Source organism: Pseudomonas sp. AC463, assembly GCF_979253585.1.
The window spans coordinates 1-250 of sequence record NZ_CEEDDZ010000957.1 but is presented as its reverse complement, the minus strand read 5'-3'; the positions used below and the strand labels follow the sequence as shown (position 1 = coordinate 250).

The window sequence follows — 250 nt, the reverse complement described above, 5'->3', positions numbered from 1 at the left end:
CTTTAGCGGCTTCTACCGCCGAGGTCGACTGGCCAAACCACCAATCCAGCAATGGCTGCCAAAGCTGCATCTGCATGATCAGCCCTTGTGATAGCCCGTCACACGTTCGACTTCTTCCTTGGAACCCAGGAATACCGCCACGCGCTGGTGCAGGCCTTCAGGCTGGATGTCAAGGATGCGCTGGTGGCCGTCGGTGGAGGCACCGCCCGCCTGTTCAACCAGGAAAGACATCGGGTTGGCTTCGTACATC

General features: G+C 59.2%; 1 pseudogene. It reads right to left on the bottom strand.

From position 1 onward, the window contains the following. Positions 1 to 78 precede the first annotated feature (78 nt). Positions 79 to 250: pseudogene (locus AC0IYH_RS33070) on the bottom strand (class 1 fructose-bisphosphatase); the annotation flags it as partial.